General features: G+C 50.9%; 14 protein-coding genes and 1 pseudogene. 5 read left to right on the top strand and 10 right to left on the bottom strand.

Features of this window, described 5'->3' with window-relative positions:
- The first annotated feature begins 20 nt into the window (after window positions 1-20).
- The 3 genes from P1P86_03255 to P1P86_03245 are packed head-to-tail and all read left to right on the top strand — an operon-like array spanning window position 21 to window position 1,657.
- A complete protein-coding gene (locus P1P86_03255; GenBank protein MDF1574192.1) occupies window positions 21-536 on the top strand; it encodes a sigma-70 family RNA polymerase sigma factor in 516 nt (171 codons plus the stop codon).
- Window positions 524-1,105 (top strand): hypothetical protein, encoded by a 582-nt coding sequence (locus tag P1P86_03250; protein ID MDF1574191.1) that lies wholly within the window; start codon window positions 524-526, stop codon window positions 1,103-1,105. Before P1P86_03255 ends, P1P86_03250 begins: the two co-directional genes overlap by 13 nt.
- Window positions 1,106-1,138: 33 nt before the next feature.
- Entirely contained in the window at window positions 1,139-1,657 is a 519-nt protein-coding gene (locus P1P86_03245; GenBank protein ID MDF1574190.1) for a DUF4252 domain-containing protein, read from the top strand.
- A 9-nt stretch (window positions 1,658-1,666) separates the two neighbouring features.
- On the opposite strand, the gene P1P86_03240 is transcribed toward P1P86_03245, so the two are convergent.
- From P1P86_03240 to P1P86_03210, 7 genes and pseudogenes are all read right to left on the bottom strand, one after another.
- Window positions 1,667-3,040 carry an exonuclease domain-containing protein gene (locus tag P1P86_03240; GenBank protein MDF1574189.1) on the bottom strand — a complete coding sequence of 458 codons (1,374 nt, stop codon included), beginning with the start codon at window positions 3,038-3,040 and terminating at the stop codon, window positions 1,667-1,669.
- Window positions 3,041-3,069: 29 nt separating this feature from the next.
- A complete protein-coding gene (locus P1P86_03235) occupies window positions 3,070-3,405 on the bottom strand; it encodes a 30S ribosomal protein THX (protein ID MDF1574188.1) in 336 nt (111 codons plus the stop codon).
- 67 nt (window positions 3,406-3,472) lie between these two features.
- Window positions 3,473-3,886: pseudogene (locus P1P86_03230) on the bottom strand (methionine-R-sulfoxide reductase).
- A 72-nt stretch (window positions 3,887-3,958) separates the two neighbouring features.
- Window positions 3,959-5,068, bottom strand: a complete 1,110-nt coding sequence (gene amrS, locus P1P86_03225; GenBank protein ID MDF1574187.1) for an AmmeMemoRadiSam system radical SAM enzyme — start codon at window positions 5,066-5,068, stop codon at window positions 3,959-3,961.
- Window positions 5,069-5,071: 3 nt separating this feature from the next.
- Window positions 5,072-7,564 (bottom strand): hypothetical protein, encoded by a 2,493-nt coding sequence (locus P1P86_03220; GenBank protein MDF1574186.1) that lies wholly within the window; start codon window positions 7,562-7,564, stop codon window positions 5,072-5,074.
- A complete protein-coding gene (amrB, locus tag P1P86_03215; GenBank protein MDF1574185.1) occupies window positions 7,561-9,072 on the bottom strand; it encodes an AmmeMemoRadiSam system protein B in 1,512 nt (503 codons plus the stop codon). Before amrB ends, P1P86_03220 begins: the two co-directional genes overlap by 4 nt.
- Before the next feature lie 17 nt (window positions 9,073-9,089).
- Window positions 9,090-9,545 (bottom strand): DUF4268 domain-containing protein, encoded by a 456-nt coding sequence (locus tag P1P86_03210; GenBank protein MDF1574184.1) that lies wholly within the window; start codon window positions 9,543-9,545, stop codon window positions 9,090-9,092.
- Window positions 9,546-9,604: 59 nt separating this feature from the next.
- On the opposite strand from P1P86_03210, the gene P1P86_03205 reads away from it, so the two are divergent.
- The gene (locus tag P1P86_03205) at window positions 9,605-11,185 is read left to right on the top strand and encodes a GMC family oxidoreductase (protein ID MDF1574183.1); all 1,581 of its coding nucleotides are present in this window, start codon (window positions 9,605-9,607) and stop codon (window positions 11,183-11,185) included.
- Between the two features lie 37 nt (window positions 11,186-11,222).
- Window positions 11,223-11,687 (top strand): DUF1360 domain-containing protein, encoded by a 465-nt coding sequence (locus P1P86_03200; GenBank protein ID MDF1574182.1) that lies wholly within the window; start codon window positions 11,223-11,225, stop codon window positions 11,685-11,687.
- 36 nt (window positions 11,688-11,723) lie between these two features.
- Here P1P86_03200 and P1P86_03195 read toward each other — a convergent pair whose 3' ends face one another.
- The 3 genes from P1P86_03195 to P1P86_03185 all read right to left on the bottom strand — a co-directional run bounded on the left by P1P86_03195 (window position 11,724) and on the right by P1P86_03185 (window position 16,901).
- Entirely contained in the window at window positions 11,724-12,629 is a 906-nt protein-coding gene (locus P1P86_03195; GenBank protein MDF1574181.1) for a DMT family transporter, read from the bottom strand.
- A gap of 30 nt (window positions 12,630-12,659) precedes the next feature.
- Window positions 12,660-15,065, bottom strand: coding sequence for an ABC transporter permease (locus P1P86_03190; protein ID MDF1574180.1), 2,406 nt, complete (start codon window positions 15,063-15,065; stop codon window positions 12,660-12,662).
- Window positions 15,066-15,254: 189 nt separating this feature from the next.
- Window positions 15,255-16,901 (bottom strand): C69 family dipeptidase, encoded by a 1,647-nt coding sequence (locus tag P1P86_03185; GenBank protein MDF1574179.1) that lies wholly within the window; start codon window positions 16,899-16,901, stop codon window positions 15,255-15,257.
- Window positions 16,902-16,989 lie beyond the last annotated feature (88 nt).

Raw genomic sequence — 16,989 nt, 5'->3', positions numbered from 1 at the left:
CTTAAAGTTATTGATACCGCATGAAGTCCTCAGAGTTTAAACTGATGGTAATGCCTTACAGTTCCCGGTTGTATCGGATGGCTTTTCGCCTGATGAACAACCGGGAAGAGGCTGAGGACATTGTCCAGGAGGTTTATGTGAGACTCTGGGGGATGCGGAATGATCTGAGTTCTTACAAGAGCATTGAGGCGCTGTGTGTCCGGATTACCCGGAATTTATGCCTGGATCATCTGAGGAGAAGGAAAGTTAACCAGGATGCCATGAAGGCGGAACAATTTAAAGAGAATTATCACACTGAAACGCCTTCAGAGAACCTTGAAAAGAAGGAAGACGCGGAACTTGTTCATAAGCTTATTTCAGCACTGCCCGAACCGCAGCGCTCGCTGGTCCATCTGCGGCACCTGGAGGGAAAAGAGTACGAGGAGATCGCCGGGATGGTTAATATGAATGTGAATGCCATCCGGGTGAGTATATCGCGGGCCAGAAAACAGATGCGTGAAATGATTGAAAAACAGTATTCAGCATGGAGAGTATAGAAGAGATACGTAAGTTAATTGACCGGTTCTACCAGGGAGAGACCACGATGAAGGAGGAGGAGATCCTTCAGGAGTATTTTTCTTCGGGCAGTGTCCCGGACGAGTTGATACCGGACAGGGACCTGTTCCGGTCTCTGGAGCCTGCCGGAAACAGGATTCCGGTACCCGTTGGCTTGAACCAGAGGATCCTGGATGTGATCGACCAGCAGGAGAAAAAGGTGATCCGGACCAGGAGAATCTCTATATTTTCGCTTTCCGGACTGGCAGCCGGACTGCTGGTGGTCATTGCGCTTTATGTGGGATATTTCAGAGACGGCCAGCCGGGATTGCTGGCTTCCAGCCAGATGACCGACACCTATGAAGATCCTCAGGATGCCTATGCAGAGGCCAAAAGAGCACTGGCCTATGTATCGACCAAGCTGAATGAGGGAACCAGTGAGCTTGAAATGGTCAGGAAGGTATCCAGGACCACCTCCGATCCTTTGAAGTCGCTGTCGAAGATCAACAAGGGAAGCAAGGAACTCAGCCTGCTGGGACAATTGCAGCGGGTTGAAGAATTTGAACGATAAGATTCAGGAAAAATAAATATAAAACAAGATAAGATGAAACGGATATTTATGGGAGGGGTGTTGATTCTATTGACCCTCTTTGCAATGGGACAGAATACTGCCGTAGACAAGGTATTTGAAAAATACAGCGGAAAGGAAGGTTATACCACCGTCTATATTTCCAGCTTTATGTTCAACCTTTTGAACAGCCTGGAGACGAACGATCCGGAATACAATGAATTTAAAAAGGCAACGGCAGGGATCAGTTCTATTAAAATACTGACCCAGGAAGGAAGTAATTCAGAGTCCTTTGCTGCCGAATTGCTGGAGATGCTGCCCAGGTCGGAATACAAGGAGATGATGACGGTTAAGGACCAGGATGAGAATGTTCTTTTTCTGGCCCGTGAACAGGGAGGAAAGATCACCGAATTCCTGCTGATTGTCAGCGGAGGGGGTGAGGATGCCCTGATCGCCATCCAGGGAGATATCGATCTGGAAAGCATTGCCAGCATTGCATCAGGCCTGGATATGCCTGGTTTGGAAAACCTGGAGGATATTGAAGATCTGCCTTAGGAAAAGAACTCAGTAATACAGCAACTTTTCCACCTGGTTGTTTTTTAGCCAGTTTCTCAGGATCTGCCTGATATCCCTGTTGTCCAGAGAGGGCTGAATGCAGTCGAGCATCTCCTCAATTCCCAGGTAAGCCTCATTTACCGACAGGTATCCGTAGCCCATATAGATCCCCTTCTCAATGCGAACCAGGCTTCGCTCGTCCGGATCCCTTCCTTTATCAATAATCAGCACATTTCCACGGTCCAGTGTCAGGCTGTCAAGCAGTAAACCTGCTCTTTTGTTATAGGCTGAAACAGCTTCTGCCTGAATGCAGGCCCCGTTACACTGTCTGATAGAATGGTGAAAACAGGCGCCATTGGTCTGATAGAGTCCGCTCAGCTTCTGGCAAAGCCAGTGCTTACCAACCATTTTTGTTAATACTTCCCGGGCCTCTTTCTGATTATTAAAGCAGGTGACCGGGTCGTCCGCAGTCTCAGAGATTTTCTTCAGCGAAAAAGTGATATATCCGGATTCATCTTTCCCCGGGTATAGGCCCCAGTAGGAGCTTGATCGTTTCTGTGCACGATTGAACCTGGGTTTCTGCTCTTTGATCTCTCTGGATTCTTTGAGCAGAGCAATCAGTTCACTGCCTGTTAGTTCATAGGAGATGGAGTGGATACGCTGTTTCATCTCCATGGCCCTCCTGGATGTGGTGTTTCCCAGGTGGGAGAGGACCCGGTGGCGTATATCTTTGCTTTTGCCAATGTAAAGCAGCTCTTTATGCTCATCGAAGAAGTAGTAGGTACCACATGCCTCGGGCAGGTTTTGAATATCTTCCACGGTCAGATGCTCGTTCAGGTTCTTATATTTTCCGGATGGATCCTGAACAAGGGCAGATTCAAACTCCCCGTTTTGCTTATCGCGCAACAGTTCGAACAGTTTAACCGTGGCCAGGGCATCGCCTTCTGCCCGGTGCCTGTCAGTGATTTCAATGCCCAGATCCCTGCAGAGCTTGCCCAGACTGTAGGATTTGTGTCCCGGGATAATCTTTCTGCTCAGTTTAATGGTGCAGAGGGTGTTGCGATCGAAGCTAAAACCGAGATTCCTGAACTCACTCTGGATAAAGGAGTAGTCGAATTTTACATTATGTCCAACGATGGTATGGTTCTCGGTGCGTTCCACCAACTCTTTGGCTATCTCGCAGAACCTGGGAGCATTGGCCACCATTTCGTTGGTGATTCCGGTAAGTCCGGTGATAAAATAGGGGATGGATTTTTCGGGATTGATCAGGGTACTCCACTCATCAACGATTTTCTCACCGTCATGAAAGTAGATGGCAATTTCTGTTATTTTCTCTGTTTTCGGGCTTCCGCCGGTGGTCTCAATATCAAGTATGGCAAACATTGCTCATTCTCCTGCTCACTGCACCGGGTCTACGCTTTGGGCGGTTCTTCTTTGGAAGGTTCCCCTTTTAAAGTCTCTTTTTTTGAGGTCTCCTTTTTGACTTCGGGCTTTTTGGCTGCCGGTTTCTTTGCTGCTGCTTTAGTCTCTTCAATCTCTGGCTTTACCTCCTCTGCAAGCGGTTCAGTGACTTCAGCGGCCGGTTCTTCTTTAGGCTTCGGACTTGCTTTCGGCTTTTCGGATTCAACTGCTTTCTTCCTGCTTGCACTTACCAGGCTGAACGCGTTTTTTCTTTTTCTTGGTCTGAGCACTCCGTAACTGCCACTGAAGAGTTTTCCCCTGCGGGTTTTTTGATCACCTTTTCCCATGTTTATGTAGTTAGAGTTGGATGGGTGAAGATAGTAAAAAATGAGCGGTCTGCCAAGCTTCTTACCTGGCGGGGATGAATTGGAGGGATAAGGAATTCACACAATGCCGGGTATTTTTTTCTGTAAACCTTTCTCCCAGGAATACGTGCCCCAGATGCCCTTCGCAGTTGGAGCAGATAATTTCGGTACGCTGCCCGTCCGCATCCATCTTCCGGGTAACCGCACCTTCAATCTCATCATCGAAACTGGGCCAGCCACAGTGGCTGTCGAATTTATCATCAGAACGATAGAGGGGGGCATTGCATCGTTTGCAAACATAAACCCCTGTTTCCTTATGTTCCACATACTTGCCCGTCCAGGGTCTTTCGGTCCCTTTTTCAAGTATCACAAACTCCTCAAATTCAGTTAATTTATTGTATTTCACGGTTTTTTTCTGTATCAGCGTATCCTGCCCGGCCAGGCTCAGGACCAGGGCCAGCATACTGCATATGCTTAATAATTTCTTCATCGATCATTGGTACGTATGCTTATAACACCGGGAGGAAAGAAGAGTTCAACTCCAGTGTCCCGGAATCGGGGTGGAGCAGTAGGGGCAAAGCCCGCTTTTCACCTTCATGCTTTTGAGGGTGTATCCGGAGCGCTCCACCAGGATTTCTCCGCAGCCGGGGCAAAGCGTATGAGTATCCTTGCTTCCGGGAACATTCCCTATGTAGATGAACTTCAGGCCCTCTGAGAGAGCTATCTCTTTTGCGGATTCAAGCGTCCGGAGGGGAGTTGCAGGCAGCCTTTGCAGCTTGTACTGGGGATGGAACCTGCTGAAGTGAAGGGGGGTGTCCTCAAAGCCGTTCCGGGCCAGCCAGCCGCACATCCGGCGTATCATATCCAGGTCGTCGGTCCAGGATGGTATCACCAGGTTGGTAATCTCCAGCCAAACGCCTTCATCTTTCAGTGTTTTGAGAGTGTTCAGCACCGGCTCCAGTTTTCCGGCATTCAGTTTCAGGTAGATGGAGTCATCCATGGACTTCAGGTCGATGTTGGCTGCATCAATTACTTTGCACAGGTTCAGCAAAGGATCTCTGTTTATATAGCCGGCCGATACAAGAACGTTTTTGATTCCTGCTTCACGGGCCATTTGTCCGGTATCGAACAGGTATTCGTACCAGGTAATGGGTTCGGAATACGTATAGGCAATGCTCCGGCAATTGTATTTCCGGGCCTGCTCAATGACCTTTTGGGGCATCAGGTCAAAGTTTTCGGTTTCCTCGGGAGAGGACTGGGAAATGGTCCAGTTCTGACAGTTGAGACAGGCCAGGTTGCAGCCGGCTGTGGCAATGGAAAAAGCGTCCGAGTCCGGCAGATAGTGGTAGAGTGGCTTTTTTTCAATGGGATCCAGATGCACCGCACAGGGATTTCCGTAAGCGATGGTATAGAGCTTGCCCTTGTACACCCTGCGGTTATGACATTCGCTTAACTCCCCCTCTTTCAGGGTACATTCGTTCGGGCAGATCAGGCATCGAACGCCTTTGGGGGTCTCCGACTGATACAGGGCCTCCCGGCTCCACTTCCATGGCCTCCCGGAGGCCTCGGCAAACAGGGTTCCCGGTCCGAGCAGGGCACATGCGGTTCCGCATACCCCGGTTTTTATGAAGGTGCGCTTGTCCATGACCTATGCAGTATTTCCCTTAACCCAAAGCCGGATCATGGTGATCAGATTGATTCCGGTGAACAAGATAAAGGTATTCCTGACACCGATCAAGGGGAGAAGAAAGACCACGGGTAGTAAGGTTCCCAGTGCGGCCCCTGCCAGGTCGGCACTGTAAAGGATTCCCGGACTTACAGGGGTCGAGCCATCTTTCAGATGAACGGCCATGCTAAAAACGGTTCCCACCAGGGTCCCGGTAATCAGGTTTACCGCTCCAAGCAGCAGCTGCCCGGAAAATCCGGTATCGGACAGAGCCCCGGCCCTGAGCAGCAGGAAGCCCAGGGCAGATACCAGGGCCAGAAGCCCTGCCATTCCGCTCAGTTCAAGAAGGGACGCTTCTTTCCTCTTTCTCTTCCATCTCAGGGTACCCAGGACCAGTCCACCCATAAAAACGGTAATCATCATGGGGGCTGCCAGGTAGGCAAATCCATAGAGGGACTGCATCACCAAAATCAGCACCATCTGTATGCCGGCGCCGGTAAACCCGGAGATATACATGAGGGATCTCACGGGTTTGTAGGATAGCCAGAGAACCACCCACAGCAGCGAGGCGAGGATCCCCGTTATAGCCAGGGAATGCTTTCCCATCCGGGATTCCAGCCCGGTGAGGCTGGCAAAAAACAAGCCGGGCCTGAGGTCCCTGTTGATAAGAGCTTTCTCATTTTGAATCCGCTGGAGCAGTTGCCCGCTGTCGAATAAGATCCGGTTCGCATCCAGGTAGTCGGGATGCACATAGGTGGTGGAGATCTCATGATCTTGCAGAAGGGTTGGGAAATCCATGGAAAGAGGGGCCTCTGAAGCAAGGAAGTACGTGGAATTGCCGGGAACCATGGCCACATGGGTAAATACCTGTTTCAAAGTGTGGTAGTTGATACCCAGCAGCTGACTTCCCTCATTATTCACATAATTTCCACCAGTGCTCAGCTGCATGGAAAAGATTCCTTCCGGAGCAAGATGTTTCTTAATCAGTTGATAGAATTCCAGGGTGAAATAGCGGTTCCAGCCCAGGGTAAGCGGATCCCCGGCTGTCGAAATAATCACATCATACTGACTGCTTCCCGATTGTTTCAGCCAGCTGCGGCCATCCCGGGGAATAAACCGGAGTTGAGCGGAGCTGTTCTCCGGAAAATAGATTCGCCCCAGGCGAAAAATCCATGGATCCGCTTCGCAATAATCGATGCTGTCAGGCAGATACTTGGCCACTTCGTCCAGGTGACCCGTCAGTCCGCCTCCCAGTAAGAGGAAGGATAGGGGATCCGGGTGCTGCAACGCCGGGAAGTGCACGGATTCCTCAATCCGGCTCAGGTCACCGGAACTGAGAACCGGGTTTCCGTCCAGGTAGCCCGTCACCTGATCATTCCTGGAGGTAAAGGTCAGATTGCCATGCGGGGTATCCTTGATGTGAAGGACCTTTTCCTGCCGGTACCTGAGTCCTTCCACCGCGTTGAGCAGCTCCGGAGCCAGACTGAGGGCAAAGAGCAGTATGCCGGCAAATAACAGGGTCCACCGCGGGGCCCCGGGCTTTGGAAATCCGTATATCCAGACCAGGAGCACACTGGTAATCAGGAACAAGAGGGTCAGGGCCTGCAGGTTATTAAGCAGGTACACCAGGATCAGACTGAAAAATATCCCGCCGGCCAGGGATCCAAGAGCATCCAGCCTGTAGGAGGCAGATCTGGATCTATGGGCTCCCGGCGACCTGGATACGTACCCGAAGAGGAATCCGGATATTCCCGTGAACAGGGCAGTGAGGAGCAAAATGACCAGGGTGATATCCAGGATCCCGGCCTGGTAGCCGGGAAGAAAGAAGAACCTGTTTACCAGGATCAGCAGGAGATAAATAAGAAGAGGGAGTGCCCCCAGAAGGGCCAGGATCCTGTATAGTCCGGGGAGGGCTATCCGGCCCCGGTAATTGTTCCCGGACTTTGCCCCCAGGGCTGTCAGCACCATCCAGATGGCCAGGAAAATACCGATAACCAGTTCGTTTCCCAGGAAACTCTTGATAAATTCCCTGAGCAACACCAGCTGTGCCATGATGCTGATATATCCCAGCAGCAGAAAGAATATGCTCTCCTGCAGACCGGTAAAAAAGTTACCGGCGGGATGAATATCCCCGGATTCGTTTGTTTTAGCGCTGGACTGAGCCTGTTTCCCGGTGTAATATTTTATGTTCCGGAGGAGATGAAAAAGGGCCACGAGGGAGAAAGCGATCCCACAGTCGACATGCCACTGCATGACCTCTTCCACCCAGGGGATATTCAGTTTATAGTTGACCTTCACCACCAGGAACAGTCCCGGAACAGCGGTGGAAATAAAGAAGAAAAGCAGCAGAAAGTTCCAGAACCTCCTGTTTTGCTTTCCGGGAATCACCCGGAGGTGAACCATCCAGAGGCTCATCATATAAAGGAACAGGATCCCGGTCCCGATGGAAATCAAATGATAGGCACCCCCGGTCATTTTTTCTTTTCTTCTCCAATTATAATCGCTTCGTATACATACAGATCAGCCTCCTTCCATCCATCCCGGCCCAGGCCTGCCTTCTCCCGGGAACAGTGGCCGAGGAGCTCTTCCCTGTTCCAGCCTGTTTGCTCCGCCACCTGGGGCAGATAGGTGCCCGACCGGCCGTCCCTGGTCATGTAAATGCCATGCCGGCCCGGTTGAAATTCATCGATGGAGTTGATCTTTTGCAAGGGGGTCAGGACCGATATTTCAATGCTTATATAGGGGAGGTCCGGGCTTTCGACCGCTGCAAACCTGGGATCGCGGGTAGCAGCAGCGATGGTCATTTCCTGAACCACAGCATACAGGGGTTTTTCAGGGGAGAAGTTACCGGTACATCCCCTTAGCCTTCCGCCCATGTAGAGGCTGACGAAAGCGCCGCAGGGCTGTTTCAGGTTGAAGCTCAGATCCTTCTGGTTCACCTCATAGACCTTCTCATTCTGGATGTAGCTTTCGAGAGTGGATCGGGAAATATCGATCAAAAGCTGCTTATCCCTGGTGCTCAGGGAAAAGGGATGCTCCTCAGGCGAAACGATCGTACCGGCGATGGCCCAGTATCCGACCACACGCTCCCTGTCTCCGGCATCTGAATCGCCCGAGTTTTTGTAGAGCACTGCTTTCAGCTCCAGGTCTTCCCGGCGGTCGGCCATATAGAGCATGGTCATAACGGAACTCCATCCACAGCAGGGGGTAAGCAGGTTCTTTACGGATGCTTCACTGCTCTGCCGGAGCGCATTGTAAAAAAGCTCCGGGTCTTTTGTCAGGATCGCATCGCCGGTGATTCTGTCGATCCGCCTGGCATCTTCATAATCCGGATAGTGGGAAAAATCGGAACTGATAATAAAGAGATTCTCCGGGGTGAAGTAGGGTATCAGGGCGGTGGCAAGCTCCCTGGCCTCTGCCAGGGAGGAGGAACCCATAACAATGGGAACAATGGGAGGCATTTGTCCGAAATGGTACTGGAGATAGGGGATCTGCACCTCGATGCTATGCTCCCGGTCATGTGCCTCTGGCTTATAGCTGATGTTTTTATGGCTCTGGATCAGGGTGTCTGCAATTTCCTGGTTAACCCTTACTTTACCGAGGGGAGTGATATAATTTCCGGAGGGATAGATGGAACAGCCCCGGAATTGTTCGCGGTGGGAAGAGGCAATGATAAAGATATTTTCATAGGAGGCATCAGGCGGAATGCTTTTATATCCGGATGCGGCCACCATCCCCGAGTAAGCATACCCGGCATGGGGGACGATCAGCGTCTGAACCCGTCCTTTTGAAGTGCCTGCTTCGGCTACTTTGAAAAGTTGCTGAAGCTGTGATTCAAGGGCCTGTTTTGTTGCCGGATAGAAGGTTCCTGCAAATCTGGCCTGCCTGTCAGCCGCAGAGACCGGCTGCTGTGTCCTGCCATCCGAAAAAATGAACAGAAGTGCAATAAGAGCGCTGATATAAAGTGATTTGTGACTCTTCATCTTTATTCTTGCTAGGTTCAGTATTTGATGTAGTCCTGATATTCCCTGTAAAAAGCCTCCAGCTTGATCATCTGCTGGTACATAAACTCAAAAGCCCCGGGCCAGGTTTCCCGTGAATAGATATCGACCCCTTCCAGCTCGAGGTAGATTCGGCTCACCGCTTTCCCGTTCTCCCGGATATAATCCAGCTCCCAGATCAGGGGTGAATCCATGGCTTTCTCCAGCAACTTCTTAAGCGATTCCAGCTTTTCGTAAAGCTCGATTCGTTTATCCATATTCCTGGTTTCCAGGTCAATCCCTACCTGGGCTACCTGGCGGTCCACATAAAACCGCAGCTTGAGCGCCTTGATCCCGGTGTGTTCCAGCATCCAGTTGCCGGGCAGTTTTTTCCTGACCCGTCTGCCGGCAGACAGGAGTCTGAAGGAGTTCCAGAACTCCTCCCGCAGTGTCTTTGCTTCTTCTTTTGAAAACATGGATATAACAAATATAATCCATGTAATCCGGTTTCCACGATTAAATGATATATTGGGGCATGAGTTTCGATTACGACTACATCATTATCGGATCTGGTTTTGGAGGATCCGTTTCCGCTCTGCGCCTGAGCGAAAAAGGGTACCGGGTTCTGGTTGTCGAGAAGGGAAAAAGGTGGAAGGCTGAAGATTTTCCCGAGACCAACTGGAATCTCCGCAAATGGCTCTGGTTGCCCTTGTTCCGTTTCCATGGTATTTTTAAAATGACCATCATGCGCCATGTGGGAATACTGAGCGGCGTCGGGGTGGGCGGAGGATCGCTGATGTACGCCAATACGCTGCCCAGGCCCCGCGAAACTTTCTACAAATCCGGAAGCTGGTCCGGTCTGGCTGACTGGAAACAGGAGCTGGAACCACACTGCGCGGAGGCGGAAAGGATGCTGGGCTCTACGGAAAATCCCGGATTGTATGATTCGGATGAAGCCCTGCGTGCCGTGGCGAAAAAATTTGGAAAATCGAAACTCTTTGAACCCACCCGTGTGGCGGTTTTCTTTGGAGAACCGGAACAGGAGGTTCCTGACCCCTTTTTCGATGGAAAGGGCCCCAGGCGGTCGGGGTGCAATCATTGCGGCTCCTGTATGACCGGTTGCCGCTACAATGCCAAAAACACTCTGGATAAAAACTACCTCTACCTGGCAGAGAAGGAGGGGGCGGAAGTTCTTCCGGAGAAAAAGGTGATCCGTGTGGCCCCTTTGATAAACCAGCCAGACAGTGGGGGCAAAGCGGGCGAGACCGGCTACCGGGTCAGGATAAAGGATGCTTCAGGACTTTTCAAAGGCAGAAATGAGTTCACCACCAGCGGAGTGGTTTTCTCAGGGGGTGTGCTGGGAACGGTGCGACTGCTGCTTAATATGAAACGCTTTTACCTTCCCGGACTGAGCAAGCGGGTAGGAGCAGATATAAGAACCAATAACGAGAGTCTGGCACTTATACACTCGTCTCAAAAGGAGAAAGATTTTTCCAGAGGGGTGGCCATCGGCTCTATTTTCCCCCCGGATGCAGATACCCATCTGGAGCCGGTTCGTTATGGCAGCGGATCGGGATTCTGGAAATTGCTGGGAGTACCCATGACTTATGGAAAAACAGTGGCGGGAAGAATCCTGAAGCTGATCTGGCGTTTTATCAGCAGGCCTGTTTCCTGGCTCAGGATCTATGTGAGCAGGGATTTTGCAAAAGAGTCGGTAATTCTGCTATTTATGCAGCATCTGGACAGTACCCTGAGATTAAAACGCGGCCTGCTGAATATGCGCAGTGTACTTTCAAGCGGTCCGGCACCCTCGGCCTTTATGCCACTGGCTAAAAAGCTGGCCGAATCCACGGCGGAAGAGGTAAATGGGACCCCCTTTGTGATGATTTCCGAAGCTATACTGGGCACTCCGCTTACCGCGCATATCCTCGGAGGTTGCGTCATTGGGAAGGATGATACAGAAGGGGTGATCGATCAAGATCACCAGGTGTTCAACTACAAGAATCTCTATGTGTGCGACGGCAGCGCCATTTCTGCCAATCCGGGGGTGAACCCGGCACTGACTATTACTGCCATGACCGAACGGGCCATGTCAAAAATCCCATTAAAAAAATAGTTTTGTATATTGCTCCAGGATCTAATTACAGTAAACTATGTTGAATGAACGAAAACATCAGGCCTGGAATTTCTGGTCTGCCTTTGTCTTTTTCGGAGCGATTGCACTGGCAGGGTACTTTCTGAAGAGGGAGGGTATTGATATCAGGGATCTTACCATTAAAGAAGCTGTGCTGGTTATTCTGGCTTCCTTCCGGATGACCCGGATCCTGGTGTTTGAGAAGATCTTCAAGTATTTTCGGGATGTGCTGAAAAAAAGAGAGAACTTCTATGTGATCGGCACCATTCACTCCATGGTTACCTGTCCCTGGTGTGCCGGAGTATGGGTGACCCTGATCATCATAGTTTTTTATTTCCTGGTTCCTTACGGGGATCTCCTGGTGTATGTTCTGGCCCTGGCGGGTCTGGTTTCCATGGTAATCCTGATCTCCAACCTGCTGCACATGTATACCGAGCGCAGGCAGCGGATCCACCAGAAGGACAAGTTTCCGGATCACCTGTAGCTTTTCTGAATGACGGAAGGATTATAAGCAAAGGGTTTACAGAAAGAATAAAGCCACTCCGCTTATAGAGATGACTGCTCCAATGATTTCAATGAGCCTGATACGCTCCTTGTTCATAAAAATGGCCGGTGGAATAATCAAAACCGGGGTTAGGGCCATCAGGGTGGCTGCAACACCAGTATCGGTATGCTGAACGGCCAGCAGGGAAAAACTAACCCCCAGGAAAGGACCGGTAAAGGAGCCCAGGGTCATCGCTTTCATGGCCTTCAGATCCTTCAGGGCTCCCAGCAGGTGCCTCCACCTCTTAAAGAGGGTGATTACCACGGTAAATCCGACCACTCCGGCCATAATGCGTATCTGTGTGGCCTCAAAGGCATTCATATCCTGCATGCCTTTTTTGCTAAGTACCAGTCCGGCTGCCTGACCAAGGGCCCCTCCCAGAGCCAGTAAGCTTCCCAGCAGCAGTGGTCTCAGGGAGAGTGATAATCCCGGGGGGACCTTTTTCATATCCAGTTTGGTTGAGATTACCAGTACAATACCCATCAGGGTCACCCCCATGCCCAGGAACTCCTTGCCCGAAAGGATCTCTCCCAGGGTAAGCCAGCCAATCAGGGCAGTGATGGGAGGAACCAGTGCCATGATCAGCATGGAGATGCGGGCACCGATCAGGATAAAGGCCCGGAACAGGAACAAATCGCCAAGCACAAAACCAACCACTCCGGAAAGGGTCAGCCAGAACCATTGGTATCCGGTGGCTGATGGTAAAAATCCATCGTTGAATATGGCATTAAATATCCCCAGGAAACCCAGGCCGGTCAGCAGCCGGATCAGGTTCAGCGAAAGCGCACCCACACGTTTTCCGGCCGATTCAAAAGCCATGGCAGTCACCGTCCAGCAGACAGCAGTTAGCAGGGCCGCTGTTTCACCCAGGTATTCTTGCACTTTTTTCTATTTGGAAGTGCGCAAAGATAGCTATTCGTAGCGTAAAGCCACAACCGGATTTCTGCGGGCTGTTCTTCGGGTCTGCCCCAGGGTGATCAGGGTCTGGAACAGAATGACTGTGACGATGCTGCATGCAAAAATCCACCAGGATATGGGAATGCGGACCGCATAGTCGCTGAGCCATTGCCGAAGATAGAGCAGGGCAGGCGGAATGGCCAGAGCCGAACCGGCCAGGGTCCATTTGAGCGTGGAGATATAGACCAGGATCATCATTTCGCGGGTGCTTCCGCCCATTGCCTTCCGGATTCCTATCTCCCTGGTTCTTCTGACCATGTGGTGGGATACCAGCGCATAAATACCCAGCAAGACAATCAGCACGGACAGTAGTGAACCCGAAAGCAGAATCTTTTGCAGCCTTTCTTCTGCCAGGTAATATCCTTCGGCAATATCTGTGGCAAACCGATGTATCATCACATAGTCGGGATCAAAAGCCCGGATGGTTTCGTCGATGGAACTGAGAATCTCCTGCGGATCGGCTCCGGGGGAGATCCTGACCGCGATGTTCCTGATCCTGTCGGAGTAGGCCGTGATAACCAGGGGTGCAACCCCGAGGGCCACCGACTGGTAATTGAAATCTTCAACCACGCCGATAACCTCCATGGGATCTTCGAACATGACCACCGATTCTCCTATCAGTTCCTGCGGGGTTTTCCCCAGCATTTTAGTTGCCTCTGCATTCAGAATAACCCCCGAACGGTCGGAAAGCCTTTCAGGATCCAGGTATCTTCCTGCCAGCAGATTGAACCGGTAGAGCTGACAAATCCCGGGCAGGATGCGGTATTCATTGATTCCCTTTACCTGGTCGGGATCATCGCCGTACATCCTGATCGATTGTCCGCTGTTCCCTGCCCCGATGGTGTGTCCGGAGGCTGCTACTTCATCAATTCCATTCAGGTTCAGCAACTTATCCCGGATAGCCGGATAGTTTCCCGTCAGCCCCTGGTTCAGGTTGGAGATAAGTACAATGTTTTCAGGCTCGTATCCCAGGGCATGGCTTTTAAGGAAACGGATCTGGGTATTAATTCCCAGCAGGATGGTCAGCAGACTTACGGCCATGCAGATCTGGACCACACTCACAGCCCTGAGCAGGATCTTTTTGTCTCCTGCCGGGTTCACACCGCCACGAAGGAGCGGAACCGGAGCTTCCCGGCTCAGCAAAAGGGCCGGGTAAAAGCCGGAAAGCAGTATGGTCAGTAAAAAGACCGAGCCTGAAACCAGGTAGATGGCCGGGGTACTGCCAACTTCGGTAAAAGATTCTCGCTGCATAATGCTGGCAAAAGCAGGAAGCAGTTCAATGGAGAGGATGGTTCCTGCGATAAAGGCAAGGGAGACCACCAGGGTGGTTTCCAGATAAAACTGTTTGATCATTTGCCGTCGGCCGGCTCCGTTTACCTTTCGGATTCCTATTTCCTTGGAACGTTTTGCCCCGTTCAGAATGTACAGATTGATAAAATTGGAGAGAGCAAGCCCCATTACCGAAATTGTGATAATCAGCATGATATAAATGGTTCTCATGCTTCCCGGAGTGGTGAGGTCCCACTCAACAGCCGTGTGGAGGTGCAATTGATCCAGGGCCTCGAGCCTCGAATCAAAGCTGGATCCTTCAAAACTGGAAAAGCGTTCTGTGAGTAGCCTGGAGTTCTCCCGGCCGATGGTTTCGAGTACCGGTCCGGGATCCATTCCCTCTTCGATCAGGTAATAGGTAAAAAATTCAAGCCCCCCCAGCTCATCCAGATAAGAAACCGATTTCATTGGCATCAGCAAATCGAAGCGAAAATGGGTATTGGGGGGAATGTCTTCCATCACTCCCGATACCGTATAGAGTGCATCCTCCATGGTCAGCGTCCTTCCTGTCACATCCAGCTGTCCGAAGATCCGCAGGGCAGCCTTTTTGGTGAGTACCACCACCCCGGGCTCCGACAGGGCCAGTTCGGGGTTTCCTGCCAGCATTTTCAGGTCGAAGATCCGGAAGAAGTCCGGATCCGAGTACAGAAGTCCCAGCTCCTTGTGTCTTTTTTCACCTTCCGCCACTTCTACCTGAAATCCCCTGTAAAGCTGAATGGCAGATTCTATACCGGCAACCTTTTCAGGAATCTCGGTGTAGCTCCGGCGGAGATTGATGGCCGTTTCCATGGTTCCCTCCCTGCTGATCCAGATGGAATTCAGCCGGTAGATCCGGTCGACATGGGTGAAATGCCTGTCGAAGCTTAGTTCGAACTGAATAAATACACTGAGCAGGATGGTAGCGGCAAGCCCCAGTGAAAGTCCGGTCAGGTTAGTAACAAGGCTTATTGTATCGCGCCGGATTATACTAAATATATGACGGACTATCAATGCGTAATAATTTTTGGTTTCACCACAATCTCTGTGGCGCACTCCGGACAGGTATATATCTCACAGCCTGTGCAGGCAAAGCAATTGCTGCAGCTTCGGTATGCAAGATCCCGTTCAAAGGAAGTGCTGCAGTTATGGCATAGAATTATTTTTATCAGTTTCTCCATGAAAAGGACGAATAACTGTCTGTTTTGTTACTCACAGCGAAATACTAAAGCGAGGCCCCAGGTATTACCTGCTGTTGCTGTATTTCACTATTAACTCATCATGCAGAACATTATACATCTCCAGAACGGTTTCCATTTTACCTTTCGAATAGGCAGTGAGATAATCCAGGGCCTTTTCAGGATTGTTCTTATAAAGCGCAAGTGCTTCATTGTCAACATGATCATGTTCTGAGAAAAGTTCTTCCTCATAAGGATCCCGGACCTCCCACAGGTCTTTCACGGCCTCCTGCCACTTCAGGTAGAGCAGATTGTCCACAAAATCAATGGCCCAGCAGGCAGACTTATTGCTGTAGGTGGTGGGATCGAAGTTCTTATAACATTCGGCCGTTTCCCGGGTACCGGCATAAATGGGTACGTAGGGGCTGGTGTAGGCATTATCCAGGAAGACCCAGTAAATACCTCCAATGGGATCGGGCAGCCATCCTCTCAGCTGAGCGATCATTCCGTAATATCCCTGAGGACGAGCCACATTCCGGCGGTTGTTTATATCCAGCAACTCCCGCATATCTTTGCTGGGAAACGGGGTGGCCAGCGGGCTCTTTTTCATTCCACCTTTGCCGTCCGGAACATACCAGTCGTAATCCTCTGTTTTGTCATAGATCGTTCCCTCGAAGGTGGAACGCTGGAAGGCAATCACATCCTGAACAGAGATCTTTCGTTCGGGTTTCACCGAGGTGGGATAAAGGGAGACGGGCTCCACATACTGAATGTACTGGTTATATCCCATCATATGACCGTCCTCGAGCCTTCGTTCCGGCCAGTCGGTGTAAGAGGGGGCATAGGTGCTGTAGAAGAGCCACATACGATTGGTCGCCCATTCTCTTAAAATGGGAGCATATACCTCCTGGAGAATAAAAGGCTTGCTGCCTTCGGGATTGAACCATCCTTTATCTATGGCAAACTGCTTGTAGTTGGAGGAGAATATGAAATTTTCCGGATCCTTTTCGTCCACCTCCTTGATAATGCTCCAGTTGGCCACGACCAGGGCATGGTCGTCCGGTACACGCTGAGCCACCCAGATGGCCCCGGGTTCTCCGCTTTCGGGATCCCAGTCAGATCCCACAGAGAATATTTCAATGATCCAGATCTCCCCGGTATCTCCTACCACCAGGGTCTCCGATTCGCCCGCACAGGAGGGGAGGAAACCATACTGGCTCATCAGGCGGCCAATAAAGGCAGTGGCCTCCCGGGCCGAAGTATAACGCTGCAGGGCAAAGGCCTGTGCCTGTTCTACGGTCATGATCTGCTTGCACACAGCCATATCCACCCTTAGTTCCTTGCGCTGACTGGTAGTGCTTTCGGCAATAGCCAGCTGGTGTTCGTTCATATGAGGATAGGCCGAGTGGAAGTAAGTATAGGTCTTTTCAACCTGAGGAATATATCCGAGAACATCACCAAAATCATCCAGGGGCCTGTGGATATCCTGGATGCCCCAGTACACCGGTGCCAGAGCACCTTTTTCAAAACTCCTGCCAGGTACGACACGGATGCGGTTATCGGGCCCGCAATCGGTATGTGAGATGAGCACCGATCCATCGGCCGAAACTTTTTTTCCCACAGCAATAATGGTGCAGGGATAGAGTTCCGTGGCAGCCAGAAGCAAGGCCGTGATCAAACTCAGATTCCTTAAAGAAAGTCGCTTGTTTACCATCTTTTCTGGTGATTTTATTTAAATTGAAATCCAATTTAGGAAACATTCCTGAATTAGCACCATGCTTTGAAGAAGGCCCCTTGTAATT

The sequence above is a fragment of the Bacteroidales bacterium genome (assembly GCA_029210725.1).
GTDB lineage: Bacteria > Bacteroidota > Bacteroidia > Bacteroidales.
Note: the sequence above shows the minus strand (reverse complement) of the source record. Positions and strands in the feature narration are given on the sequence as shown.